20 protein-coding genes are annotated in these 23,842 nt (G+C 46.6%); 11 read left to right on the top strand and 9 right to left on the bottom strand.

Going from position 1 to position 23,842, the window contains the following annotated elements:
- Positions 1 to 11 precede the first annotated feature (11 nt).
- Together AC5I6P_RS01075 and AC5I6P_RS01070 are read right to left on the bottom strand one after the other, a co-directional pair.
- Positions 12 to 1,229 (bottom strand): N-acetylmuramoyl-L-alanine amidase, encoded by a 1,218-nt coding sequence (locus AC5I6P_RS01075; RefSeq protein WP_495691908.1) that lies wholly within the window; start codon positions 1,227 to 1,229, stop codon positions 12 to 14.
- A gap of 796 nt (positions 1,230 to 2,025) precedes the next feature.
- Entirely contained in the window at positions 2,026 to 2,808 is a 783-nt protein-coding gene (locus tag AC5I6P_RS01070) for a tetratricopeptide repeat protein (protein WP_495691907.1), read from the bottom strand.
- Between the two features lie 609 nt (positions 2,809 to 3,417).
- On the opposite strand from AC5I6P_RS01070, the gene AC5I6P_RS01065 reads away from it, so the two are divergent.
- Both AC5I6P_RS01065 and AC5I6P_RS01060 read left to right on the top strand, forming a co-directional pair.
- Positions 3,418 to 4,776, top strand: coding sequence for a PAS domain-containing sensor histidine kinase (locus AC5I6P_RS01065; protein WP_495691906.1), 1,359 nt, complete (start codon positions 3,418 to 3,420; stop codon positions 4,774 to 4,776).
- A gap of 435 nt (positions 4,777 to 5,211) precedes the next feature.
- Entirely contained in the window at positions 5,212 to 5,469 is a 258-nt protein-coding gene (locus AC5I6P_RS01060; RefSeq protein ID WP_495691905.1) for a hypothetical protein, read from the top strand.
- Positions 5,470 to 5,804: 335 nt separating this feature from the next.
- On the opposite strand, the gene bchB is transcribed toward AC5I6P_RS01060, so the two are convergent.
- Positions 5,805 to 7,331, bottom strand: coding sequence for a ferredoxin:protochlorophyllide reductase (ATP-dependent) subunit B (bchB, locus tag AC5I6P_RS01055; RefSeq protein ID WP_495691904.1), 1,527 nt, complete (start codon positions 7,329 to 7,331; stop codon positions 5,805 to 5,807).
- 410 nt (positions 7,332 to 7,741) lie between these two features.
- Positions 7,742 to 10,381: a DUF4912 domain-containing protein gene (locus AC5I6P_RS01050; RefSeq protein WP_495691903.1), complete on the bottom strand. Its 2,640-nt coding sequence runs from the start codon at positions 10,379 to 10,381 to the stop codon at positions 7,742 to 7,744.
- A gap of 343 nt (positions 10,382 to 10,724) precedes the next feature.
- Here AC5I6P_RS01050 and AC5I6P_RS01045 point away from each other — a divergent pair, with 343 nt between their 5' ends.
- Positions 10,725 to 12,194, top strand: coding sequence for a glycosyltransferase (locus AC5I6P_RS01045; RefSeq protein ID WP_495691902.1), 1,470 nt, complete (start codon positions 10,725 to 10,727; stop codon positions 12,192 to 12,194).
- Between the two features lie 79 nt (positions 12,195 to 12,273).
- Here AC5I6P_RS01045 and gifA read toward each other — a convergent pair whose 3' ends face one another.
- Positions 12,274 to 12,462 (bottom strand): glutamine synthetase inactivation factor IF7A, encoded by a 189-nt coding sequence (gene gifA, locus AC5I6P_RS01040; protein ID WP_495691901.1) that lies wholly within the window; start codon positions 12,460 to 12,462, stop codon positions 12,274 to 12,276.
- Between the two features lie 227 nt (positions 12,463 to 12,689).
- Between gifA and AC5I6P_RS01035 the strand changes: the two genes are divergently transcribed.
- From AC5I6P_RS01035 to AC5I6P_RS01015, 5 genes are all read left to right on the top strand, one after another.
- Positions 12,690 to 13,526 (top strand): alpha/beta fold hydrolase, encoded by an 837-nt coding sequence (locus AC5I6P_RS01035; RefSeq protein WP_495691900.1) that lies wholly within the window; start codon positions 12,690 to 12,692, stop codon positions 13,524 to 13,526.
- 349 nt (positions 13,527 to 13,875) lie between these two features.
- Positions 13,876 to 14,622, top strand: a complete 747-nt coding sequence (locus AC5I6P_RS01030; protein ID WP_495691899.1) for a hypothetical protein — start codon at positions 13,876 to 13,878, stop codon at positions 14,620 to 14,622.
- Positions 14,623 to 14,874: 252 nt separating this feature from the next.
- The gene (locus AC5I6P_RS01025; RefSeq protein WP_495691898.1) at positions 14,875 to 15,477 is read left to right on the top strand and encodes a hypothetical protein; all 603 of its coding nucleotides are present in this window, start codon (positions 14,875 to 14,877) and stop codon (positions 15,475 to 15,477) included.
- A gap of 147 nt (positions 15,478 to 15,624) precedes the next feature.
- Complete coding sequence (locus tag AC5I6P_RS01020) at positions 15,625 to 16,269, top strand: hypothetical protein (protein ID WP_495691897.1); 645 nt, start codon at positions 15,625 to 15,627, stop codon at positions 16,267 to 16,269.
- Between the two features lie 115 nt (positions 16,270 to 16,384).
- Positions 16,385 to 16,738 (top strand): pyridoxamine 5'-phosphate oxidase family protein, encoded by a 354-nt coding sequence (locus AC5I6P_RS01015; protein ID WP_495691896.1) that lies wholly within the window; start codon positions 16,385 to 16,387, stop codon positions 16,736 to 16,738.
- Between the two features lie 131 nt (positions 16,739 to 16,869).
- Here the strand turns inward: AC5I6P_RS01015 and AC5I6P_RS01010 are convergent, their stop codons facing one another.
- The gene (locus tag AC5I6P_RS01010) at positions 16,870 to 17,700 is read right to left on the bottom strand and encodes a hypothetical protein (RefSeq protein WP_495691895.1); all 831 of its coding nucleotides are present in this window, start codon (positions 17,698 to 17,700) and stop codon (positions 16,870 to 16,872) included.
- 157 nt (positions 17,701 to 17,857) lie between these two features.
- Entirely contained in the window at positions 17,858 to 18,619 is a 762-nt protein-coding gene (locus AC5I6P_RS01005; RefSeq protein WP_495691894.1) for a hypothetical protein, read from the bottom strand.
- Positions 18,620 to 19,509: 890 nt separating this feature from the next.
- Between AC5I6P_RS01005 and AC5I6P_RS01000 the strand changes: the two genes are divergently transcribed.
- A complete protein-coding gene (locus tag AC5I6P_RS01000) occupies positions 19,510 to 20,079 on the top strand; it encodes a hypothetical protein (RefSeq protein ID WP_495691893.1) in 570 nt (189 codons plus the stop codon).
- Between the two features lie 186 nt (positions 20,080 to 20,265).
- Here AC5I6P_RS01000 and AC5I6P_RS00995 read toward each other — a convergent pair whose 3' ends face one another.
- Positions 20,266 to 21,843 carry a hypothetical protein gene (locus AC5I6P_RS00995; protein ID WP_495691892.1) on the bottom strand — a complete coding sequence of 526 codons (1,578 nt, stop codon included), beginning with the start codon at positions 21,841 to 21,843 and terminating at the stop codon, positions 20,266 to 20,268.
- Positions 21,844 to 22,078: 235 nt separating this feature from the next.
- Here AC5I6P_RS00995 and AC5I6P_RS00990 point away from each other — a divergent pair, with 235 nt between their 5' ends.
- Complete coding sequence (locus AC5I6P_RS00990; protein ID WP_495691891.1) at positions 22,079 to 22,315, top strand: photosystem II protein, Psb35-related; 237 nt, start codon at positions 22,079 to 22,081, stop codon at positions 22,313 to 22,315.
- Between the two features lie 102 nt (positions 22,316 to 22,417).
- Here AC5I6P_RS00990 and AC5I6P_RS00985 read toward each other — a convergent pair whose 3' ends face one another.
- Positions 22,418 to 23,053, bottom strand: coding sequence for a hypothetical protein (locus AC5I6P_RS00985; RefSeq protein WP_495691890.1), 636 nt, complete (start codon positions 23,051 to 23,053; stop codon positions 22,418 to 22,420).
- A 118-nt stretch (positions 23,054 to 23,171) separates the two neighbouring features.
- Here AC5I6P_RS00985 and AC5I6P_RS00980 point away from each other — a divergent pair, with 118 nt between their 5' ends.
- The gene (locus AC5I6P_RS00980; RefSeq protein ID WP_495691889.1) at positions 23,172 to 23,681 is read left to right on the top strand and encodes an inorganic diphosphatase; all 510 of its coding nucleotides are present in this window, start codon (positions 23,172 to 23,174) and stop codon (positions 23,679 to 23,681) included.
- Positions 23,682 to 23,842 lie beyond the last annotated feature (161 nt).

Genomic DNA, 23,842 nt, shown 5'->3' with positions numbered 1-23,842 from the left:
AATTGTATGGATTAGCCTTTTTGCTGACCTAAATATTGCACGACGCCTCGTGCGATCGCGGTTGCCATCTTTTTTCGATAGTCTGCGGTTGATAACTTCGCCGCATCGTTTCGTCCGGTCACAAATCCAACTTCGACCAATACAGACGGCATTGTGGTGTATCGCAACACATAAAATCTTGCTTGCCGCACCCCTCGATCTTGAACGCCGGTCTCTTGCAAAACGTTCCGGTGAATCGCTTGAGCCAGACTGGAGCCGCTCTGATAATAGTACGTTTCTAGACCATTAATATCAGGGCGGCTCATGCTAATCGCATTGGCGTGAATACTGACAAATGCTGTAGCCCTCATTCGATTGGCAAGGGTCGTTCGCGGTTCTAAGTCGAGATCAATATCGGACGATCGCGCCATGACTGCCTGAATGCCCTGCTGCTGGAGTAGAGCGGCAACCTGCTTGCTGATATCCAGAACAATATCTTTTTCTCTCAACCCACCGATTCCAATTGCACCAGGGTCAGGCCCGCCATGTCCCGGATCGATCACGACGACAGCCTTACTGTTAGGAACGCGAGGAGGGGTAACTGGACTCGGTTTTGCAACGGGCGGAAGCGGGACGGGAGTTTGAGATGGGGGAACGGGTTTTGGTCTTGCGACGGGTGGAAGCGGGACGGGAATTTGAGCCGAATTGGTGGGCGGAATCGGAAATAGGCTACCACTGGGCCGGGTTGGTACAACAACAGAACCGGGAGGCCCAGCCGTTGGAGTTCCAGCAGAACCGGGAATTCCGGCACTCGCTAGTTGCAGCGCAGGTAATTGAACGGACCACTGCTGCGCTGTTGTACCTCGAAATTTTACTTGGCTTGGATCGAGCGTGTATCCCGGCGCAAGTTCAACTACAAGGCGAGTAATGCCGCGATCGAACTGTCCGACTCTCAGCGATCGCACGTTGCCCGTGTAAGATTCTGACACTGCTGGACGCCCCAGAATAACGCCTGGTAAGTCTACCACCAGCCGCGTCGGATTTGCGATCAGTTGTGCTTTTGGTTGAACGCCTTCATCGGTGGTGAAATTTAGCTGATTTTGTGCAGGATTGAATCGCCAAGACTGCAAGCGGGCGGCTTGTGCCGGGGCAGCAAGCAAGAAAAGGGCAAACGGTAAGAGGGCATAGAGACTCCCTTTGATCTTGAGCGCCGTATTTACTTCTGAAGAGCGATTCAATGAATTTTTCATGGATTGTATCGTGTTGATAGACGTTGCAGATTGCAAAGCATTTAGCGTTGATTTAGCGTTGATTTAGCATTGCTAAATTGGTTGTGCATCCTTCAACGCAGATTTAGAAACTCACACACAAAATATTTCCTCACACAATAAACTTGCCGATGCAATTGCTTTGCAATCTCTGAGCGATTGCTGATCTCTAGCAATTTGCACCAAGCGAACTAGCTATGGACGCTGTAGATTTAATGAATTCGTCTCTAAGAATTTGAATTTAGTGACTGATTAAATTCAGTAGTCACTGGCAGCGCTAGTGCCCTTATCCCCAACCCTTCTCCCACGAGAGAGGGGAGGATCTCTCCAGACTCTTGTTCCCTCTCCCGTAGGAGAGGGCTACGGTGAGGGCAAATCTCGGTCTGCATCTAATTCACGATCCTGGGCGAGACGCTTTGTTCAAAGTCATGGTTTAACTTTAGTGACCAAAATTTGATCGAATTCACGTTGTCTTACTCTCCTCCATCGCTCTAGGTATTTCTGGAAATTTTTGATCACGAATTGAATCTATTTGGGATCTAGTTCAGGAAAAGATTCCTTGAGAGGAGTAACGGCTCTCCCGATTAGGGCTGACGCAAGAATAAGCGCGAAGGTTTCAGTAACAAAGCATGAATGTTTTGTTACGGCTTCGCGCTATAAAATTTTGTTTTTAATTTTTTGAATAACTTAAGAGATTTGCCGCTTAGGCTTGTTTGCTCATCCTCTACGATTGGCTTTGCAAAGCGTATGGAGCGCGATTCGTAGAAGGATCGCTTGCCTATCGATCAACATCTTGAATTTGCTCAATGTATGCCAGCGTTTGCTGATAGTTTTCTGGGTTGCCTTGGCGTTGAAATAATTGTGCGGCAGTATTTAAGTCTTGCAACGCAGCAGATTTATTTCCCTTTTGAGCGTAAATTAAGCCTCGGCTGCCATAGGCTTCGGCTAACTGAGTATTGAGGCGAATCGCTTGTGTGTAATCTTGGATCGCGGCAGTCGTATCTCCGCGTTCTGTCTTAGCTCTACCACGATTGTAGAGCGCATCGGTGTAAGTTGGTTTTAGCTTGACCGCTTGATTAATATCTGCGATCGCAGCGTTAATATCTCCCATTTCTGCCCGAAGAATGCCGCGATGATTAAAGGCTTCAGGATAATTTGGTCGGAGGCGAATGGCTTGATTGATATCCTTTAGTCCTCCCGCTAAATCGCCCATTGCCGCTCGCATTTCCCCGCGATGAAAAAAGGCTTTGGCGTGTTTAGGATTCAGTTTGAGAGCTTGGTTGAAGTCAGCAAAGGCACGACGCAGGTCTCCATAATCTGCCCGGGCTAATCCACGAGAAACGTAAGCTTCTGTATTGCGAGAGTTGAGTTGAATCGCTTGGGTGTACGATGCGATCGCGCCCGCGAGATCCCCTCTTTTTACCTGTTCTGCGCCTTGACTCACCCAATTAGACGTTTGAGCAGCCACCTGAACGGGCAAGGCCCGAACCGCTTGAATAGGCATTGCACTCAAAATAGTGGCGGTCAATCCTACAGCAATTGCGTTCGTCGCGGCTCTCATGATGCTGACTCCCCAATGTCTCAGTCCTAGTGGAATCAACGGTGCGATCGACGTTTCCGAAAAACGTTACAAAGCTTTACATACAACCATAGATAGAGGCAGATGATCGCGGTTTTGCTTTAGTTACATCTCCATCTCAGCCCTAGTCTAGATTCAAGAATTTTAGAACAAAGCAAAATAAGAGGTGTTGGGGAATGCAATTGACAAAGCCACGCTTTATTACATTGCATTCCCTCAACATTATAAAAACCACTTTAACGACTAGGCAGCGCTTTTCGGGCAATCAGACTGACAGAGCGTTCCCATTGCTAAACCCATTACTTAAGTCAGCTTCCAAGGCAATTTTTAGACCAATGTCTAGAAAAGGTGTCTAGAAAAGGCAATTCTTAGAACAACATCTAGCGACTGAAGTTTTTCTTCAAGCCATTTCTGTAGTTCTTCAAGTTTGGTCTCTTAAGTCAATTGTCTTCTTCAGTCAAGTAGTTCAATTGTCTTCTTCAGTCAAGCGAAACTTCTTTGACCAAGGAGACTAATAAAACGCCCACATTCAGAGGAGCCACCCTTACTCGCTGAGAGATTTCAACTTGACCTTATTTATAAAGCTTTTTCATGCACGTTATGAATCCCGATCGTTCTCGCCTCCCTAAAACCCTAGAGGCGCTTCAGAAACAAAGCCAAGAACTCTACGACAGCATTCATGCTTCGTCGGGGCAAACGTCCTCGGGCGAAGACGGGTTAAACCGGCTGTTAGAGAAATTTTGGTCAACGTTGGTGCACTCACACACTAGGCAAACCGAATTGCAGCATCAAAATCAGGAGTTGAACGCTGCTCACAAGACTCAAACATCGCAATATGCCTATTACCGTGAGCTATTCGAGTTTGCGCCCGCTAGCTACATCATCACTAATGCTGAGGGCAAAATTCTCGACGCCAATCGTGCGGCAACTCGGTTGCTGAAGGCTGAATCGGATGCATTGCTTGGAAAACCGCTCAGCCACTTCATTGCGAGTGCTGACCAAGGCATATTTGTGTCAAATCTGGCGCAGCTCAAGCAAGGCTCTTCTGACGCGGAGTGGGAGGTAAAGATCCAGCGTGACGACGGTTCAGAATTTTCTACAGCACTTACCGTATCGGTTGTGCGGAGTGAAGACAGCATTCCGGTTAAACTGCACTGGCAACTGCTCGACATTACGCCTTATAAGCAAGCTGAAACTCAAGCTCAAAGCCTGAAAGCTTTTAACCAACAGGTTGCAGAAGTCGATCGGCTCAAGGCGCAGTTTCTAGCGGTGATGTCTCACGAATTGAGAACTCCGATCCACATTGTGAGTGGCTTTTCTCAACTGCTGCTGCGACGATTTCAAGCGCAGCGCGATCCGCAATTGATCGATATGACAGAGCGCATTGTTGGCAGCAGTCATCATCTTCTCTCGCTGGTTGAAGATATTCTTGACCATGCTCAGCTTCAGTCTAAGCGCCTGCAACTGAAGATAGAACCACTCGACTTGACAGACCTAATTACAACGGCGGTAGAAGAGATACGCCCCTTGGCAAGGCGCAAAAATTTAGCGTTGCAGATCGAGTTGCCTCAAGCCGGTCTTCTGGTTGAAAACGACCCAGTTCGATTGAAGCAGGTGATTGCTAATTTACTTTCTAACGCCATTAAATTCACTGATCGCGGCGCAGTAACGCTCTCGGTGCGAGAACTTCCAGAAGACCGCATTGCGATCGCGGTTCAAGATACCGGAATTGGCATTGCTGAGTCTGATAAAAAGGCTATCTTTCAAGGGTTTTGTCAGTTGAGTCAGTCGCTGAGCCGTCAGCATGAAGGAACGGGGTTAGGACTCTCGATTACTCATGCACTCGTGGAATTAATGCAAGGAAAAATCTCCGTTGAGAGCATATTGGGTCAAGGGACAACGTTTTGTGTGCAGCTTCCTCGGGTTGTGACCTCGGCTGAATCCGCTTGAGTCACTGCACTCAAACTAACGTTGATGAACATTGTTGTTGATAAACACTGTTGTTGATGAACATTGTTAATGAACGTCGATCGCAGGCTGGAGTAGCAATGCGATCGCGCCTACAACAACGAAGGACAAGGTGACCCAGAGGAGCATTTTGTTTAACTGCATCGTGTTTTGTTATGGTTTGATAGTGATTATTCCTTGCAAAGGTAAAGCAGTGGCTCAACGGATACAACCGAGCGGTGGCAGATTTTAGGCCACTGAAATTCTGTCTATGGGTAGGTTTAGTTTCGGCGCAGCTAGTGCTTTATAGTCATATCCTCTAATTCTCAAGAGCTAAGACATGTTGTGCTGAAGGTAGAAGCGGTAGGACTGCAATTACGACTACTCTTATCCTTGTCAGCATTAGATAACAAACTAAACAAACCTTTTTAGAAACTTATGCAACTCCAAATCGAGTGTAATAGCTTGAAGCAAGGCTCCCAGGCCTGCTGCGTCTGTAGCCAATTGTTTGAGCTAGGTCAAGCCAAGATCATTTTGTGTGATGAGCAGGGGACAGCCCGTGGAGAAGTATGTCCTTCCTGTGTTCATAACGGCTTTGACTGGATCAAGCAAGAGTTTGAGTCTTCAACCTCTCTGCGTAAGATAGCGTACAACCGCTACCGTCCCACGAAATTGGAAGTCCCAGTTACCGCTTAGACGGTTAGCTTTAGTTCATCTTCATTAATTTTGTTTTGTTAGAAAGTAGTTCGTTCAGATAACAATCTAGTTGGTTCAGATTCTCATATATGCGGCAGATCTTAAGTAAGGGCACGGCACTACCATGCCCTTATTGGTCGTTCAGCGTCAGGAGTATTTTTTAGATTGAATTTGATCACCAACAGGCTAATTGATCGGACTCTTTTCACAGCAAATTTAAATTTTACATAGCGAATCTTACATAGTGAAAGGCGAAGTGAAAGGCGAACTGGTTGAAGCCAATCCGCCTCAATCACTCGATTAGCGACACCCTAGTTAGAAGGGTTAGAAGAGCCTTATGCGCCCACTGCTTCCTTAGCGGCGTATAGCACTTCAGCCGTAATCTCAGGGATGTTGCGATCGCGAGCGAATTTCTCGGTGTTGCGCTTCACCTTGCCGCGCACAAAGCCCGGAATCTTATTCAGTTCAGCCAAACCATCGCGGCTCCAACCCAAGTTAGACTCGGCAGACATCGTTTTCGTAATGCCTTCTTTCGTGTCGTGACCACCAAAGATTTCGAGTAAATGATCTTCCATGCCTAGTGTGAACGAGTTGTAGATCAGATCAACGAGGTGGTTCGTGCCTTCGTAGCCCACAAACGGCTTATAGCCCAAGGGGAAATTCTGAATGTGAATCGGAGCCGCAATCACGCCGCAGGGAATGTTGAGGCGTTTGCCGATATGACGCTCCATCTGAGTGCCAAAAATGGCAGAGGGTTCTAACTGCGCGATTGCATCGGCAATTTCGCCGTTGTCTTCGCTGATCAAAACGCGATCGCAGTATTCGCTCACTTCGTTCGTAAACCACTCGGCGTCATACTTGCAGTACGTTCCAGCCAGCACAACGTGGATGCCCATTTCTCGCGACAGAATCTTAGTCAGTGCGGCAGCGTGAGTATTATCGCCAAATACAACGGCTTTCTTGCCCGTCAAATTCTGGCAGTCGATCGAGCGAGAGAACCAAGCCGCTTGCGACACAAAGCGAGTCTGGTTGTCAATAAAGGGTTCGTAATCTACGCTCGCGCCTTGGGCATTAATGACTTCTTGAATCTTGCGAATGCAGCGAGCCGTCTCTACAATGCCCATCGGCGTAATATCAATGCAAGGCATGCCAAACTCTTGCTCTAGATGCTTCGCTGTCATCATGCCGATTTCGCGGTAGGGCACCAGGTTAAACCAGGCACGAGGCATTTGCTTGAGTTCATTGACTGATGCGCCTTCAGGAATGACCGTGTTTACTTCGATGCCCAAGTCTGCCATCAGCCGCTTGAGCTCGGTGCAGTCGTGAGTGTTGTGAAATCCTAGCGTCGTCATGCCGATGATATTCACCGAAGGCTTTTCGGTCTTGCTCTCTGGCAGTTCACCTTTCTTACGCGCTTTCTCAAGGTAGAACTGGACAATCTGATGCAAACTGCGATCTGCGGCTTGCAGTTCGTTGTAGCGGTAGTGATTGACATCCGCCAATATCACGTCGCCTTGAGAATCGATCTGAGCGCGATCGCAGAAGTTTTTCAGGTCTTCTTGCAAAATGCTGGAGGTGCAAGTCGGCGTCAACACAATCATATCCGGATGCTCTTCTTGGTCTTTGCGGACGATGTTATCGACGACCTTCTCCTGAGATCCCCGTGCTAGGACGTTGCGATCAACCACACTCGTGGTTACAGGCGTATAGTTGCGCTCCCGCTCTAGCATCGATCGCATCACGTTAAAGTAGTCATCTCCTAGGGGAGCGTGCATGATGGCATGAACGTTCTTAAAAGAACTGGCGATGCGAAGTGTGCCAATGTGAGCGGGGCCTGCATACATCCAGTAAGCCAATTTCATATCGTCTGTCTCCCGTGTGCGAAGGATGAAGGATGAAGGATGAGGGATGAGGAATGGAGAAGCTTACTTTTTTCATCCCTCATCTCTCATCTCTATCCTTAGAAACTTTGGGTTTTATTACTTTCAGCATTGTCTCAAACTACGGAAACCTGATGAAGAGTGCAGGGAGTGCGATCGCGCCGTTATCTCTTTGCCTAAAATCGCTTAAACTTCCTCCTGGTATACGTTTGAGTAATTCCTAACTAAACGGACGGCCAGCTTGACTAGCAATGATTCTTAATGTCTACAAATCCTACTATCGACAAAGGGTGTAGAACGTTTCCTAAAGCTCACAAAGCTCTCATTAACAGATGAAGGGGCGTTCCAACGAAACACCCCTCACTTTGAGCTTATTTTGAAGCAGGAATATTTTACTTGTTAGATATTCGGACTGGAGTCGAGCGAGCTAACACTGTCCAGTATTCTCGCCCGCTAGCATAGCCAAGCTCTACCATGTACGTGCGATCGCTTTGGGGAATTGGCACATCACAACTGAGCGCCAAATCGTCTACATCAAATTGCTGAAATCTCTCCGGGGCTTCGTGCTCAAGATTGATGTCGGTCACATCGTACAACCGCAGAACGAGATTTTGATCTACCCGATTGACCGCCGCGCGTTGGCTTCTCGGTACATCCCAGTAGGCATATGCCCATTGAGGATTGCGAGCGGTTAGCACAATGTGTCCTTCAGGTGCAGTAGACATGCCAGCCGGACGGCTCACGCTAGTGCCCACAGCCGATGAATCGTAGCGATCAATTGTGCGATCGCTGCTGTCAACCTCTGAACCGTTTGGTGGAGCAGAGGAATTGCGAGCCGGCTCCCGCTCTAACGCTTCGCGCTCCAACGTTGGGGTTCTCTCCGCGTTCTTACCTGACAGGAATGACCAAGCGGCTGCGGCGGCTCCTGTGGCAGCGGCTGCCCCACCCGTTAATGCTGCATTCCCTGCCTGAGTCGTATCTTCAGCAACGTCCGACGCTTTTTGTTTGAGGCCTTCAAACACGTTGCTGCTTCTGCCCTGAGACGATTCCTTTGGAGTTGCGCGTTGCGCTGATTGCTCTTCGGTTGTCCAGTTCTGGGGTTCAGGCTGCCCGATCGCGGAGTCCCGATCCCCGGCTAAAAACGGTCGATCAGAATCGACAGCACCACCTGCCAAAGTAGTGCCACCAGCGACAGTTGCACCACCAGTTTGAGCGGTGCGACCCAGAAAGGTAGACGAAGCAGGGACATGCACCTGGGCTGACCGAGCAATCGAAATCCATTGACTACTCCTATTGAGGGAGCCTAGCTCGGCTAAATAGTCGCGATCGGGCGTTGCGATCGCCAGCCGTTGCCGATGGGTCAATTCATCACAGTCAAACTGCTGTACGCTATGGGGGCTTTGAGTATCCAGATCAATATCTGTTACGTCATACAGCCGAATCGCTAGGTTGTTTCCGCCTTGTTGCCGTAGCGATTGCATCTGCTCGGGGGCAATGTCCCAGTACGCTTCTACTTCTTGCGGAGACCGGGCTTTTAGCACTACGCGTGACTCTCCACCGCGTCCTGCCATATTGCGATTGCCTGAAGCAGACCACGCAGCCGCTCCTGTACCGGCTGCCACAGCCCCTGCAAATCCTGCCGAGTTGAGCGGTGCGCTATTCGCACTGTCTACAATTGGGTCGCCTATATCTACAATTGGATCGCCTATCAGACCGTCGCTTTCGATTGTCTGATCCGGAGTCGCTACAAAGCCAGCTTGAGAAGAGTCAGCTTGGAAAGAGCTAGCTTGGGAAGGCTCTCTCCCCCACTGCCGCGCTGCCCGATCTTCCCGGATGTTGTCTACTCTGCCTACGCCAAGTTGCTCAGTCGAACGATCGACCTCTGGAGGAGTAAAGCCTTGATCGTGAGTTTCTTCCGGAAATTCATTAGAGCCATAGCCGCCTGTTCTGCTGCCACTGCGCCGACTCTTGCCCAGCAGCCATAGCAGACCTGCACCAGACGCGATCGGGAACAGCCACCACCAGTTCAGCCCATCTGCTCTACCTGTACTGGCGGTTCCGTCACCGCCGAACGAAGGTAAAAAGCCAAACAAGCCGCCACCAGAGCCAGATCCGTTGGCTTTAGAAGGTTTTGCGGCAGAAGGTTTAGCAGCGTTGTAGGTCGTTTGATCGCCTGCTGGACTGGCACTGGTTCCGGCCGCTCCAGTACCTGCTTTAGCCGCGCCTGCACTTGTAGAAACCGGATCAGCGACTCCAGCTTGCGCGATCGCGGTTTGACTGATAGGCGCAGTCGCAAACCCTAGAAACGCTTGAGCGGCAGGACTGGGTTTCGCCGCGTTGTAGACGTAGTAGAGCGGTTGTGAGAAAGGATAACGGGGATCACTGGGCGATACACCCTGCATAGGCAAGGCTTTTGCAGCAGCCTGATTTTTGAGCTGATTCGAGGTAGTATAGCCGATGCCGTTTTTACCGAGTTGTTTGACCAGTGCAGCAGTCGTGTCCACGTTGAGCTTCTTGGCTGTGCTACCTGTTTCAAACTTTCCTTGCTTAAAGACCGGATAGTTTTGGAACGCTTGACGGGTATCACTGCTAGCGGGTCGATCGATAAATTGAACGGGCGCAGACGGACCGCCGACTTCTGACCAATTCTTGATCTCGCCTCGGAACATTTTGGCGAACTGACTGCTGTTGAGGCTCTTGGTAAAGGGATTGTTGGGGCTGACCACGATCGCGATTTTGTCACGACCAATCTGCACGGCGGCGAGTCCTTTCGCTTTTTCTGCTGCGGTTAGAGGACGTCCGATCGCGGCTAGATCGACTTTACCATTGACCAAAGCTTGCAATCCTTGCGGTGTGCCTGCGGAGGCTGCCGTGACTTTTGTGCCTGGATATTGCTTCTCGAAGCGCTGTTCTAGCACTCGGTTGACGGCAGCCATGCTGCTAGAACCATCGATTCGGACGTTGGTTCCTTTAGGAACAGAACCGGGAAGCTTGAATGCGGTTGCTTGTGCCTCAGCTGGAGCCTGTGCCATAGACGTAAGACTGAGGGAAAGCGCAAATCCGACAGCTGACAAAGATTTTGAATGCACCATACTTTTTACCCACGGTAGCAAAAACTTTTTTACAACGATGCAGTCCTGTAAGACAAGTCCAAGCGCATACTAAAGCGAATTAAAATCTTTAGAATTTAGCGAAATCAATCGGGCTTGGCATTGTAAGAGGGGCATGAACCAAACTGAGAAACCCGGTTGGGCATCAATTGGGCATCAATCTTGATTGCCATTACTTTAGGCCAAATTTTAAATTTTAGAAGTATCGTTAAGAGTTTATTAATATGAGAAGATCAGTAACCGTTCATTTGCTGATCATTATTCTGTGATTCAATCTGGAACACAACGCTCGATTTCTAGAAAACAAGACGCCTTCAAAGAGCAGGTGCGATCGCACTTCGATCAGATTGCACCCAAACTGGATCGATGGAGTCGAAGAAATCGCTATTACTATCAGGATTTAGACCGATTGCATCAATTTTTAATTCCGCCTAACAGCCGGGTTTTAGAGATTGGATGTGGAACCGGAAACTTGTTAGCAGCCCTCAACCCAAAACTTGGAATTGGTATCGATTTTTCGCCTTCTATTATCAGTATTGCCAAGGCTAAATATCCCCATTTGCAGTTCTACTGCCTAGACGCTGAAACGCTTAATTCTGAAAGCTTTAAATCAGCGCAGACGTTTGATTTTATTGTTTTATCCGGTGTAATTGGGCATTTGGGCGACATTCAGCAGGTATTACAAAATTTACATCCGTTTTGTCATGCGCGAACTCGAGTAATTCTGACGTTTCATAACTTTCTATGGCAACCGTTACTGCACTTCGCTGAAAAAATTGGGCAACGTCGCCCTCAACCGCCGCAGAGCTGGCTATCGTTTTCTGATGTTCTCAATTTGCTGCAAATTACAGGTTACTTGCCTGTGAGATCGGGGCGTCGGTTCTTAATGCCAAAACCAATTCCTGGCATTAGCTTTCTCTGTAATCGTGTATTAGCTCATTTGCCAATCGTCAACCATTTGTGCCTGACGCAGTACATTGTTGCAAGACCGCAGGTTGTTTTATCCTCACCACCAGATAGCTGTTCAGTAATTATTCCTGCACGAAATGAAGCGGGTAACATTGAGAGCGCGATCGCGCGTTTACCCCACTTGGGCAAACACACCGAAGTCATTTTTGTAGAAGGACATTCTCATGATGAAACGTGGGCAGAAATTCAACGGGTGGTGAGAGAAGGACACCTTCATTTCACCTTAAAAGCCTTTCAGCAAACTGGGAAAGGAAAAGCCGATGCCGTGCGGCTTGGCTTTGCTCAAGCCACGGGCGATGTGCTGATGATTTTAGATGCAGATCTTACGGTTCAGCCTGAAGATCTGCCCCATTTTTTTGACGTGATCGCGTCGGGTCGAGGAGAATTTGCGAATGGGTCGCGACTCGTGTATCCGCGATCGGGCGAAGCGATGCCGTGGCTCAACAACTGGGCAAACAAGTTCTTCAGTCTTGCCTTTTCGTTTCTGCTCGGGCAACCGCTTAAAGATACGCTTTGTGGCACAAAAGTGTTACGCCGCGACGACTACGAAAAAATTGCTGAGGGACGCCGTTATTTTGGCGATTTCGATCCGTTTGGCGATTTCGATTTGCTGTTTGGTGCAACGAAGTTAGGACTACATATTGTCGATGTGCCCGTTCGTTATCAACCCCGAACCTATGGAGAGTCAAACATTGCTCATGTGCGCGAAGGTTTGATTCTGCTGCGGATGTGTGCCTATGCTTCGCAAAAAATCAAGTTCTTCTAATCTCAGCGAAAAGGCGCTCCTCGACTAGAAGAACGCCTAATAATTCTTGGCTTGAAAGTTCGCTAAACAGCAATACGGCTTAGCTTAGACCAACGTTGCTACGATCGTAGGTTTCAGAATTAGCACTGCTGTTATTTGAAACGATATGAGCAGTCTCCGCTGGCATTCCCATCTCAGATGCCTTACGACTCAACATAGTCTGCTCACGGTTACGGATCATGTGACGATGACGAACCATTAGGGCACGGGCTTGATCTTGAACAGACATAGTTGTTTCTCCTCTTTAATTTTTGGTTATGTAAATACTATATCAGATAAATTCTGTAGTTTAAGATACAGAATTTTAACCATGTTATGAGTTCATGACAATCACTTCTGAAGCAATCCTTCACAGCTTGCGGCGCAATTTCTTTGAAGTTGCGCTTTGCGCTAATCGCTTGTTTCGGGTTGCTCTCAAACGGTAAGCTCAAACACACAGCGACTGGAGGACACCTCATGGCAATTACCCAAAATGTAGAAGAGGTTGGAGGACTGACTTGGTTTTACCGAGACGCCGAGCCAGAGCGACAAAATGACCAGCCTCCGGTGCTGTTGCTACATGGCTTAGTGTCTCAGAGCTACAGTTGGCGGCAGGTGTTGCCTGCTTTAGAAGAACAGGGATTTAGAGCGATCGCGCCCGATTGGATTGGCTGCGGCTATTCGAGTATGCCGGATCGTCGTGACTTCGCCTACACGCCTGACACCTATATTGAGGCGTTGAGCCAATTTCTCAAAACGCTTGGACTAGAGCGCATGTCGATTGTGGCTCAAGGCTTTCTAGGCTCAGTTGGCATTCAGTATGCTTTGCGTTATCCAAAGCAAGTTGAGCGGCTGGCAATTTTTAATGCTCCGATCGCTCAGACAGCAAAATTGCCGTGGAAAATTCGACGGATGGGCATTCCCCTAGCTGGGGACATGATGACGCAAGATCCATTACTTGTCGATCGCACCTTAGAAGGCGGTGGCGGATACCAAATTGATGAACAGGATTTAGGGATTTACCGGCGTCCGTGGATTAAAACTTCTGATGCGGGCCGATCGCTATTAAGGATGATTCAAAATTTGCAGCTTAAGGAATCAACAGCCGAAATCGAAGCAGGCTTATCGCACTGGAAACAGCCGCTTCTAATTGGATGGGGAGTGCGCGACCCGTGGTTGTCTATTGAAATGGCAAAAGCTGTTGACCAGGCAGAGTTTGTCGAACTTGATGAAGTAGGGCATTATCCTCAAGAAGATTGGCATGAGAAAGTCAATGAGGTGTTAATTCCCTTTCTACGACGCCAGATCATCTAGAACGTAGATTGAGCATTTTGTCCATATTTAACAACATTAATCTCCTTGAAATACTTAGCTAGAAAACAAAAAAGCAACTCTGTTATTTTCTCTAGTTTTCTAATAATGTGTTCAATCTTCTTATGCAATAAATACTTCTATACGATCCATTTTAAGAAGTAAAAATATAGTATTTATCTATACAATTTTTATCTTAAGCTTGTCACCTTTCCAACACAAAGGATTTAACTAACTATGTCCTAAGAGCAGTTAAGTCTTTATTTGTAATCAGTATGTTGTTAGAGAACAAGCCAAAGATTAATGCACATTAGTAAGCGTTAATTAAACTGGTTTTTGAAGGAGAAAATTTATGATCAGCGAAAATCAGCAACCCACTGCTCAGAGTGATAAATCTCAGTACGATAACATTTCTACCAACCCATCCGCAGAGCAGACATACAGCCGCTCAGCAGATATTAATACAAATGTGGGTTCGCAAACAGTTTCTCAGCCTACTGCTACCAAAGTACAATCTAAATCATCTCAGTCCACGGGTGGTGGAATGAATCCGATATTAACTAGAGCTTTGATCGGAGGACTGATTGGTACTACCGTGGGTGCTTTGGCTGGTAAAAGAGTTTCGCAAGGTTTTAACTATGCTTTCAACGGTGTAGGAAAAGCTCTTGGTACGATCGGTCACGGGTTGGGTGAAACTGCCAAAGGGGTCGGTGAAGCTGCTCAAAGCGTCGGTCAGGGCGTGAGTTACGCTGTCGTTGGTGGAGCTTCGGAAGCAACGCAGAACATTGCTGAAGGAGTACAGCAAGTTGTTTCTGGAAGTACTAATGCAGTTCAGAGTGCAGTCAAAGGCACGAGTCAAGCAATGGAAAGTACAGCAGCCTCTGTGAAAGATACGACTCAAGAAATGCAGAAGTCTGTGATTGATGCAGCAGACTCAATTAAAAGCACAGCTGCTGATACTGACCTGCAAACTAGTCAAAATGTGCAGAATCAAACCGAGGAATCATCTAATTACTGGAATGCTGACTCAGAGCCAGTGGTTGATGAAATGCTTGTAATCATTGCGGAAGACAATCCTGACAATCCTACTGTTTACTAGAAGTAAACGATTTAAACTGTGAAACCGTTTCATTTTCAAGGGTTTCCGAAGGATTGCCTAGAGCAAGGCTGAGATGAAAACTTTCACCTCACAAGATAGCCATAAACATAAAGAAATCCTAGGTTTATGGCTATCTCAAAGGGCAGCGATAGATGCAGTGTAGAACTCAAAGCTGCTTATTTCTGCATCATATTTTTGTCAATCTAAACAAAAAAATATTCAGCTTAATTTTGATACCAAGGAAATGACATCATGAGTAACAACAATTATCTTTTAACTCCCGAAGAAGCAAGTACTGATGAGTCTGCTAATCAATTCGATGACACAACTACTCCAAGCGAGAATGGATTTTCAAAAATTGCGATCGGCATTCTGATTGGGGCAGCGCTGGGCGGAATTGCAGGTGCTTTGACGAATAGAAGTACTGTAAATCGAGTGAACCAGACTGTCAAAAACGCTGGGAATTCAGTCAAAGGAGCAGCAGTTAGTATTAGCGAAGCTGTGAAAGAAGTCGGTAACGCAGTCAACAGTGTTGCTGTAGGTGTGAATGAAACCGTTAGAGACGTTGGAAGTGGTATAACGGGTGCGGCTGACGAAGTTACTGAAACCGTAGAAACGACCGTTAGCGCAGTGAAGGACACAAGTGATGGCATTAATGCAACGATGAAAACTACAGTTGGCGCAGTCCAAAAGACTGTAGCAACGATTCAACAGCCTGACGCTCTTCGCTCCTCTGAACAAGCTGATGCACAAACTAGTGCACAAACTGAACCCACCGAACAGATCGCTACTGCTTCTGATGGAGAAACGCTTTACCGATTAGTTCCTGTTGCTCAGGATACATCTCCTAAGTAAATTCGCCATATATTTCAGAACGCTACTGAGCTGAGGCACACCTGAATTGCACATTGGCTAAGAGAACAATTTGAGTGTGTTTCAAATTGAGGTTTGCAGAAGTTAAGCGATTTGTAATAGTACATCTCTAATACTTGGAAAATAATCATGGTTTCGTTTGCCAATTTCTTTAACAGAGGGAAACCTAAAGACACTCAGCAAGGCTCAGATGCCCCTAAGAAACAGGAATTTACGGGTGTGATGCAAGCAGTTGTTGAAGAGACGATTATGGCAACTGCCTATTGGCTAATTGGGTTAGTGAACAGCAGCTTAGAGAACAAAGCGGCTTCTTCAGCCCAAGTTGAAGAGCAAATCATTGAGAAGCCAATGACTGCTACAGAGGAATTAGTGCCTAAGGTGATTGGTTTAATCGAGCAATTGCACGATCGCACTCAATCCATCATCACTTTAGAGAACCGCCTATGTACGGTGGAAACCTCGCTTAAAGAAGATGCGGCGTTAGGGCAATCAGCTCAAGCACCTAACGAGTTGATCTCAAATTTGGAAAAACGTTTCGTTGAAGTTAAACAGTTAGCAAAGGATCTTGAAGGTTTAACAGAAGCGCTCCAGCAGTCTAATCAAACCACAACAGCGTTGGAGAATCGCATTGCTCACCTAGAGAAATTGTTGAGTGAATATAGTGTGGTTCCCAAACTGCTAAAGCAAAATTGTCAGACGATCGCTACCTTGCAACAGCGTCTTTTGCTCTTGGAGGTTTCTCAAGGCAAGAATCATCATCTCATCGCGAAGTAGCTAATAGACCTGTCGGGGAAGAAGCGAAAATAGGGAACAGAAATGCATTCAAACTCGTGATGTAGAGTTTAGTTCTGAGCGATCGCAAGTTCCTGAAGTTCAGGTTAGGAGTTTATTGACTGATGCGGATCGAGATGCGATCGCTCAAACGGATACCTTTTTCATTGCCAGTACGCATTCTCAACAAGGTGCAGATGTCTCGCACCGAGGCGGTTATCCAGGATTTGTTCAGGTGATTGGCGCGGCTACGCTAATGTTTCCCGATTATGCAGGAAACATTATGTTTCAGACATTGGGTAACTTGAGCATAAACCCGAATGCAGGATTGTTATTGATTGATTTTGAACAAGGACAGACGCTGCAACTGAGTGGCCAAGCAAGGATTCTTTGGGATGCAGAACAATTAAATCGCTGTGCGCCAGCACAGCGATTGATTGAGTTCTCGATCGAGCAAATTCGAGAAACTTAGCAGGCAACTTCGTTTCGCTGGCGCTTTGGGGAGTATTCGATGGCAAATCCGCAATGACGGTTCGCTTGAGCGGCTGCAAATAACCTTGAACTCAGCACCATTATCTCTCGGCAGCCCGCTCCAAGCGAATGTTAGGCTTGTTCGGACTCATTTATAGCAGAATTACTTTCGTCTATTCGTTCGTAAAGCTCACCAAATCTCTCCTCCCAAAGCCGAACAAGAGATGAAATTTTAGGCTCCAAGGCATTGCAATAGCTCTTTAGACTCTCAAATTCGTTTCGGGGACGCAGAACCAATTGAGCGACAAGGCTCAAACATGCGCCCACAACAAGTTTGGCGTTTGGATAACTAAAAGTGACAAATCGCCACTCTATCCCTTGATGTAGCTCTGGATGTAGTATTGGCTCATCAATTTTTCCTGATGGGTGAACAGCCATACCGCGCAACCTCATAATTTCCTTCAGATGATCTCTAACCTGATGAAAGCTGCTTTCACCCATTAAAAATGCTCTACGCATTACTTCAGCAATCTGCATATTTCTAGCTGTTTTATTCTTACTCCAACTTTTGGTAAGTTCTTCTGGAAGAGAGATCTTATCCTTAACAGAAGCATAGAAAGCATCAACAGCAATTGCACCTGACATAATTGCCTGCATTCCAGATTCAAATTCAGATTCCAATGCCTGTGCAACCCTATTATTGTCCGGCGTTTTCCATGCAGCAATAACCTCCTTATTTCGCTCTTCAGCTTCGAGAAGATGCTGAAATGCAAGCTTTAGCCAAACTGGGCATACATCATAGTGGACATGCAACTTGAGATCAGCATTAAGCTCCCCTTTCTCATCTATTTTGATAGTGAAGCCACCAGCAGGTATCCCTACAGTCATACCTTGAGTTATGAAAATACCACCAACCGGACGGCTCCACTGATTGGAAGTATCAAAGCTATCTTCACTCACCATTATTGCCAAATAATTATCAAAGTCTAACGGATTAAAATATCAAAGTCTAACGGATTAAAAGCCTAACGACTCAAATCAGCGGCGGCAGACAAACTCGAACTCAGCGCCAGCAGCTTTCAACCGTCCGCCTGCATTTGAATTGTTAGACCGCGTAAACTCAATGATAAGAATTTATGTCTTCTTCAAGAACGTCTAAATGATAGCTTATCTTTATAAGCAGTTCACGCACTTCCTCAATCGCAGTTTCAACTTCTTCACGATTAGGACGATATGCTTCTTTATGCACCACTTTGTTCCTCAGTTTATCTACTTCACAACCCTTTAAATCAATTAGTAAATCAGCCAAAGTTGAATTTGGTATTTTTTTTAGTTCCTCCTCACTAGGAGGGTTATCACTATATTTTCTTAGGGCACTAATCTTAGAAGTAGAATCAGCAAGACACGATATTTTTGATTCATTAACAACCCAATTTAGAAAAACGTTCTTAAGCTTTCCATATGCAAGTTTTTCAACAGCAGATTGGAGAGAATTAAGCAAACTGTTGACCTGGTCAACATCTCTCTTGGTTTCCTTCCAAAAAGGACGATATACCAGTTCTACTTTTAAGTAATGGTAGAAAAAGACCTCCAAAGCTTGAGTTAGAAGAAGCACACAATTAGAATATCGTTTCTCCTCATATAACGGATAGCAATCAAAGAAAAGAGTAAGATACCTTGATTGAATGCGATCTCTGTTTATACCGAATATCTTTCCGCAGCTTTCATTAAAGCAACGTACTTCTTTGAATGAAATCGGTTGTATTGTTTTGAGATCAGAAACGCGGTTGAAAATGTTCTTGTATCCGCATTCGGGACACACTGCGATAAAGTTTTCGTAATTTGTTTCTATATCTTCTGCATAAAGCATGATCTCAGACATTTAGTGGTGTTTTTAAGGAGAAATCTCAGTAATAGTTTATCAACCACAATCAATAAACTGAGCGGTCTAACTCTTTTTTAGATGGATTTGCTCCCTCCTATTCTGCATAACACCTCCAAATTGGGATCCTAGGCAGAGGTCAATCTGTATAACACCCCAAATCAGCACATTATCTAGACAAAGATCTGCATAACACGCCAAAATAGGTGATTAGGCAGAGGAATATCCGTATAACACTCCAATTTGGAGTGTTATACGGACAGGGATCTACATAACACTCCAAATTGGGTGATTAGGCAGACAACGATCGATATAACATTCCTGTGCAGCATGTTATGGGGAGAAACTGTTCGATAGTAACTCCGCTTTTGAAGCATATTTGAATCCCCTTCAGCAAACTTTTATCATTCAGAGGCGATTAGCGCAAAGCACAACTCCGCAGAAACCGCGCTTTAGCAGAACATGTGGTGTTCCCCTTTGGGGAATTGCTGTTCTTATCCCTCAAAGCGCATCAACCTAATGCATCCTCCATGAGCTTTGGACGTTCGTGTCTGAACTTCCGAAGTTCACGTGTGAGCTATGGAAGCTTGTGTGTCAGCTATGGAAGCTCGTGTGTCAGCTTCAGAAGCTCATGCAATGAGTGTTGGTAGTTCGCGTGTGAGCTATGGAAGCTTGTGTGTCAGCTATGGAAGCTCGTGTGTCAGCTTCAGAAGCTCATGCAATGAGTGTTGGTAGTTCGCGTGTGAGCTATGGAAGCTCGTGTGTCAGCTATGGAAGCTCATTGAAGTAAATTTCGCGATCGCTCTGTGATCCCAACGCCTAATCCGGGAATACTCAACGTACCCCCGCCACGTACAGCAACCTTGCCTTTCACTAAAATTAGGTGCACCATGAAAACAACAAGTAATGGCAATGGTACAAGTCAGGGGAACGGAACTCCCGCTCAATCCACTGCTGCCGCTACATCCTTCTTGTCTGAATCCTTAACATCTGCTGGCTCTGAACCCTTAAGCCAAAGCGATCGCGACACCATTCTGGGTTTAATTACTCAGATGCGCGACCTGTTACCCTTCTTGCAAGACCTCACCGCAGAAGAGCGGAAAAGTCTATTAGGCATGGGCGATAAAAACCGCGTCTTTGCCGGAAAAGTCCTAGAGGTGATCCAGCAAAACGCTGACTTCTTGCCGCGTTCCTTCAATGTCGAGAAATTCCAACAGAATTTGACCACTTTCGATCGTTTGTCTACCACTTTAATGGCACTGAATCAACTCCGGGATCTTGTAGATGCAACCGCGATCGCAATCGGCTCCGAAGCTTATGAAGAGGCACTAGAAGCTTATCGTCATGCCAAAGCCAGCGGTCGAGGCGCAAGTCTGGAAGCGATGATGGCAGACCTAAAGCTGCGATTTGCTCGCAAGCCGAAGAAGGAAAAGCCCGAAGTGACTGAATCAAAAGAATAGAGATTAAAGATCAGGCCTTGTCGAACACAACGGTACTCACTTCTCAACCTATTGTTGTTCAAAAGTAAGTTCCCTTATGGGTAATCGCTACTTTTGTTTGATGAGGCTTAAACACGAACAGACGAAATTTTAGCGATCGTATAGTAGAGAAAGTATTGTCGATTGGCTTTACCAAAATTAGTAAGCTCATCCTTCAAATTCAACATTCTTGCGATTCCAAATCTTGAGGCTTCCTTGCTCGCCGCTCGCTACGATCGTTCTTCCATCAGGGCTAAACGCAACAACACCTTTTCCAGATAATAGTTTTCCAGGCAATGTGTGTAGTGCTTCTCCTACAGTCTGATTGTCCAAACTGTGGGAAAGCTTCCAAACCTGAATCGTTCCATCGTTGCTACTACTAGCTAACAGGCTTCCATCAGGACTTAATGCCAGTGAAGTAACAGATTTTAAGTGCCCGTTGAGGGTTTGATGGAGCCTGCCATCGCGAAGATCCCATAGTTTGATGGTTGAATCTGAACTGCCACTGATCAGCGTCTTTCCATTGGGAGTAATCAGGACAGAATTTATCCATCCCGTATGTCCTGTAAGCACTTGAGGCAATGCCCATCCTTCTAAGTTCCAAATTCGGATGGTGCGATCGGCACTTCCACTAACAAGCCGTTTTCTGCAAGGACTAATGGCAATCGAAAAAACGGTATCTGTATGACCGTTGAGAGTTCGCTTTAAAGTTCCAGTGTCAGTGTGCCACAAACGAATCAGCTTATCGGCACTGCTGCTTGCTACCATTCCATCAGAACCAAAGGCAAGGGAACTCACAAAACCTGAATGGCTAGACGATAGCCCCATACCCGTAAAAATATGGGAGAGCAACTTGGTCGTCAGTTTCCAGCTAGTGACGGTTTGATCTAAGCCACCTGCTACTAACGTTTGACCGTTGGGACTAATGGCAAGAGCCAAAACTGGCTTGGCCAATAGGAATGTGTAAAGTTGTCTGCCTGTGTGCAGATCCCACCAAATAATCGTCCGATCGTCGCTGGCAGTGAATACGGTTTGACCATCGGGACTAAATGCGATCGTATTCACGGCTTCTGAGTGATGGTGGAGGGTATCGACCTCTATCCAACTATCCTTAGCAGCACTGACCTGCTCAGAAGAGGATGAGCTACCAATCGTTAATGTGCGTTTCTGTCGTTGTTGCCTTTGCACTTCTGCTTTCAGTCTTTGCAATTCACCGTCAACATCAAAGTTTCTGAAGCGATGAATGAGGTCATCTTCTGCAAACGTTAACTCTATTAACGCGTCGGTGTAAGCGGATTGATAGAAAAAATCGTCGTTAATTCTGGCTTCCATTCGAGAAAACGCTTGAAATGCAGGTTCAGGGCTACCTCCGTCCAGCATTTTGATTGCGCCATAGATGCCAAGTCCAACTACTCCTCCAACAGCGCTCATCGCTCCGATGCCAAGTCCAATTCCACCAAAGCTACCGACAAGTCCAATTCCGCCAAACGTTGCAGAGAAGCCTGCTCCTCCGAGTGTGCCTACTCCCATCGCCGTCAGCGCCATTGGGTCGGCGTCAACGACGCCTCGATAAGCTCCATATCCGGCTGCACCTGAGATCGCACCCGCTCCCATGAATGCCGTTGATCCGACACCGATCGCAGTTCCACCCCCTGCTATCCCAATGCCACCGATCGCACTCGAAAATCCTGCTCCTGCCAATGCACCTGTAACAACAGATGTTGCACCTTTCTGTGCTGATGTCATGACGCTCCTTTTTCAGGTGATGCTTGACGGCGATCGCAAAAACTACATTTTTAGCTATCCCAATCGAGACCGGGAACTTAAAGAGATACAGGAGTATATTTCCAAGCGTCACCCCCACTTCCGGAAAGATTGCACTCTTAAGGTAATCGCGACTTGTGTAGGAGAAATTTGCTTTTTTAACAAGCTTCTGTTACATTACTTTACATAACTAAAAGAAATGTTACAGGAGGCTTCGATGCTAGTTATTCTTACAGCCCTTTTTGTGGTTGGTTGGGTCGCCGTTGCCCTGCTCGGTTCTTTGACCTACTTTTTGGGTGAGCAGTCTAAGCCGATCCACGAGCGTAACTGGCGGTCTAAGTCGTTTGAGAAGATTTCTGAATCCATTACTGGAAATAAAATTGACTTTAGCGATCGCGTCCCCGCTTTCGTTGTGTCCGACGCTTACTCCAGCAATGGTTTACCCAATGCGTAGACGCTAATTCTAGAAAAGACTATCTCTCTCCTAAAGTTACCCCTCAATTCTCCAGCCAGAATTGAGGGGTTTTGTTGATTGCAATTCCTACAACGTTGCACGCTATGTCGATCGTGCAACGGCTTTGAGGACTTGAAACAATTGCACAGCCCGCTCTGGATCAACTAAATTGACTTCTGGCAGAAGTTGATAGAGCGAAGGACTACCCGCACGAAGGTAGACAAAGCGGTAGCTTATCCCATTCGTTGTCAGTCCCCAAACAGTGTCTTGTCTTTGTAAACTTGTGTGGGCGTAGGTAAGCAACTGAGGCAAACCTGCTAACGCTTCGACCGTGCTGTTTTTAGATTCGATGACCAGCATCCAGAAGAATGGAGCCGCATTTTTAGAGCGATCGGCGGCAAGAATATCTAGGCGTCCTCTAATTTGGACATCCTCATCTTCCACGATGATTTCAGCAATGTCCTGTTCCAACGATAGTTTGATCGGTTGCTGATAAAAGCCTGCTAATCGTAGCAAGGGAGCTAACGCTAATAGCTTGACTTGTCCTTCTGAAACTTTGCCGAGTTTGAGATACTCTCGAAAGTCTTGACAAATTTGAGCCACTTCTCGCTGCTCAAACTCAGATAGAGGCTCCAGTGTGAGAAGCGATGTAAATGATAAGTTCTCAAAGCGTTCTTCAATTCTCAGCAACTGGTGAACTTCTAGCAGCGTTAGATCTTTTGCGTTCAGAATCGTCATGGTTTTAGCGATCGACAGCCTGATTCCCCTGAAATAAATTTTAGGACAAAGCATTAGGCTTGCCCTCTTCCCCTACAATGCTTTACCAGACCACGAAAATTTCGCTTGGAGAACCGCAGTGGATTTATCTCGCATTCCTGCTCAACCAAAACCAAACCTGATCAACGTTTTGATTGAAATTCCCGCAGGGAGTAAGAATAAGTACGAATTTGATAAAGACATGAACGCCTTCGCCCTCGATCGCGTTCTGTATTCATCGGTGCAATATCCCTACGACTACGGCTTTGTGCCGAATACGCTAGCAGATGACGGCGATCCGCTAGATGGCATGGTGATCATGGATCAACCGACGTTTCCAGGATGTATCATTGCAGCGCGTCCGATTGGCATGCTGGAAATGATTGATGGCGGCGATCGCGACGAAAAAATTCTGTGTGTGCCAGACAAAGATCCTCGATACGTCAATGTAAAGTCGCTCAATGACGTTGCCCCTCATCGCTTAGAGGAAATCGCTGAATTCTTCAGAAGCTACAAAAATCTTGAGAAGAAAGTCACTGAAATTTTAGGTTGGCAAGACGTAGATAAAGTCATGCCTCTCGTTGAACAATGCATCAAAGCGGTTAGCTAGACTTCAATTCATAGCAAATCGAAAAGGCTTGGGGCTACTCCCAGGCCTTATTTTTATGTGGAGAAATACGACTATTATTGGTATCGAGCAAACCGAAATGGGTAGCATAAGGGTTAACAACGTCGTGTGTTAGCCGCGTCTCCTCTGGAGTTGCGCTCTGC

Source organism: Myxacorys sp., from assembly GCF_059501405.1.
Note: the sequence above shows the minus strand (reverse complement) of the source record. Positions and strands in the feature narration are given on the sequence as shown.

What these genes read in the sequence shown, in the direction of transcription:
- AC5I6P_RS01005 (WP_495691894.1), bottom strand. Translation starts at nt 18,619, where the DNA reads ATGTCTGAGATCATGCTTTATGCAGAAGATATAGAAACAAATTACGAA.
- AC5I6P_RS01010 (WP_495691895.1), bottom strand. Translation starts at nt 17,700, where the DNA reads ATGGTGAGTGAAGATAGCTTTGATACTTCCAATCAGTGGAGCCGTCCG.
- AC5I6P_RS00995 (WP_495691892.1), bottom strand. Translation starts at nt 21,843, where the DNA reads ATGACATCAGCACAGAAAGGTGCAACATCTGTTGTTACAGGTGCATTG.
- AC5I6P_RS01020 (WP_495691897.1), top strand. Translation starts at nt 15,625, where the DNA reads ATGGTTTCGTTTGCCAATTTCTTTAACAGAGGGAAACCTAAAGACACT.
- AC5I6P_RS01000 (WP_495691893.1), top strand. Translation starts at nt 19,510, where the DNA reads ATGAAAACAACAAGTAATGGCAATGGTACAAGTCAGGGGAACGGAACT.
- AC5I6P_RS00985 (WP_495691890.1), bottom strand. Translation starts at nt 23,053, where the DNA reads ATGACGATTCTGAACGCAAAAGATCTAACGCTGCTAGAAGTTCACCAG.
- AC5I6P_RS01065 (WP_495691906.1), top strand. Translation starts at nt 3,418, where the DNA reads ATGCACGTTATGAATCCCGATCGTTCTCGCCTCCCTAAAACCCTAGAG.
- gifA (WP_495691901.1), bottom strand. Translation starts at nt 12,462, where the DNA reads ATGTCTGTTCAAGATCAAGCCCGTGCCCTAATGGTTCGTCATCGTCAC.
- AC5I6P_RS01075 (WP_495691908.1), bottom strand. Translation starts at nt 1,229, where the DNA reads ATGAAAAATTCATTGAATCGCTCTTCAGAAGTAAATACGGCGCTCAAG.
- AC5I6P_RS01025 (WP_495691898.1), top strand. Translation starts at nt 14,875, where the DNA reads ATGAGTAACAACAATTATCTTTTAACTCCCGAAGAAGCAAGTACTGAT.
- AC5I6P_RS01035 (WP_495691900.1), top strand. Translation starts at nt 12,690, where the DNA reads ATGGCAATTACCCAAAATGTAGAAGAGGTTGGAGGACTGACTTGGTTT.
- AC5I6P_RS01060 (WP_495691905.1), top strand. Translation starts at nt 5,212, where the DNA reads ATGCAACTCCAAATCGAGTGTAATAGCTTGAAGCAAGGCTCCCAGGCC.
- bchB (WP_495691904.1), bottom strand. Translation starts at nt 7,331, where the DNA reads ATGAAATTGGCTTACTGGATGTATGCAGGCCCCGCTCACATTGGCACA.
- AC5I6P_RS01030 (WP_495691899.1), top strand. Translation starts at nt 13,876, where the DNA reads ATGATCAGCGAAAATCAGCAACCCACTGCTCAGAGTGATAAATCTCAG.
- AC5I6P_RS00990 (WP_495691891.1), top strand. Translation starts at nt 22,079, where the DNA reads ATGCTAGTTATTCTTACAGCCCTTTTTGTGGTTGGTTGGGTCGCCGTT.
- AC5I6P_RS01050 (WP_495691903.1), bottom strand. Translation starts at nt 10,381, where the DNA reads ATGGCACAGGCTCCAGCTGAGGCACAAGCAACCGCATTCAAGCTTCCC.
- AC5I6P_RS01070 (WP_495691907.1), bottom strand. Translation starts at nt 2,808, where the DNA reads ATGAGAGCCGCGACGAACGCAATTGCTGTAGGATTGACCGCCACTATT.